Raw genomic sequence first — 1,250 nt, 5'->3', positions numbered from 1 at the left:
CGGCGTCGTTGGTGCTCCAGATCAGCTCGCCATTCAGGCCGTCGACACTGATGTCGGCGGTGTCACCAAAACCGATCGAGGTGATGGCGTCGCTACCGGCGGTAAAGGTCAGGCTGGCTACATCGCTGTCGGACGCAGCACCTTCGGTCTCGGCATCATCCAGCGCAAGGCTGGCCTGGGTCGAGGCCGGATCGCTGTCGGTGACCGAAACGCTCGGACCGCTACCGTCGGTAATGGTGACGGTGTGGCTATCGGTGGCGGTGTCGCCATCGCTGTCTTCGGTGGCGATAGTGAAGTCGATCGACGGATTGCCGGTGCTGTTCTGTACCTGGTTGGCGTTGGCCTCGAAGGTCCAAGAGCCGTCGCGACCGACGGTCAGGGTGCCTTCGTCGGTGGTGAAGCTGACCGTTGCATCACTGGCGTCGCCCAGCGGCTTGGTCTCGCCTGCCACCGTCACACTGACGGTCGCCCCATCAGCACCGGCGTCGGTGGTCCAGGTGCCGTTGGCACTCTCGCCTTCGACCACGGTCTCGGCGGTATCGGCGATCTCGAGGGTCGGCTGATCATCCGCCACGCTCACACCCACGGTTGCCGTCGTGCTGGTACCGTCGGTATCGGTGCCGACCACGCTGATGCCGGTGATCGACAGGCTATCGGTGTCGACCGCGTGGGCCAGGCTCTCGGCCAGGGTCGCGGTCACGGTGACCACCTGCTGAGTACCGGCAGCGATCGGGTTATTCGCGTCAACCGCCGGACTCAGGGTCAGGGTCAGGACGGCGTCACCGCCGGCCTCGGTGCGGCCTTCCAGCTCACCGGCGCTGTTGACGCTCCAGATCAGCTCGCCATTCAGGCCGTCGACCTGAATACCGTCGATGTCACCAAAACCGATCGAGGTGATAGCGTCGCTGCCGGCGGTAAAGGTCAGGCTGGCTACATCGCTGTCGGTCGCAGCCCCTTCGGTCTCGGCATCATCCAGTACCAGACTGGCCTGGGTCGAGGCCGGATCGCTATCGGTGACCGAAACACTCGGGCCGCTGCCGTCGGTAATGGTGACGGTATGGCTATCGGTGGCGGTGTCGCCATCGCTGTCGACGGTGGCGATGGTGAAGCCGATCGACGGATTGCCGGCGCTGTTCTGTACTTGGTTGTCGTTGGCCTCGAAGGTCCAGGTGCCGTCGCCAGTGACGGTCAGGGTGCCTTCATCAAGATCGAAGGTCACAGTATCGGTAGCACCGTCGCCCAGCACCTTG

1 protein-coding gene is annotated in these 1,250 nt (G+C 64.2%); it reads right to left on the bottom strand.

Going from position 1 to position 1,250, the window contains the following annotated elements:
• On the bottom strand, positions 1 to 1,250 hold a 1,250-nt coding region (locus C6W88_RS21755), incomplete at both ends, for a hypothetical protein (RefSeq protein WP_197037169.1).

The organism is Halomonas litopenaei (assembly GCF_003045775.1).
Lineage (GTDB): Bacteria > Pseudomonadota > Gammaproteobacteria > Pseudomonadales > Halomonadaceae > Halomonas > Halomonas litopenaei.
The sequence above is the reverse complement of the archived record's forward strand: the minus strand, read 5'-3'. Positions and strand labels throughout refer to the sequence as shown.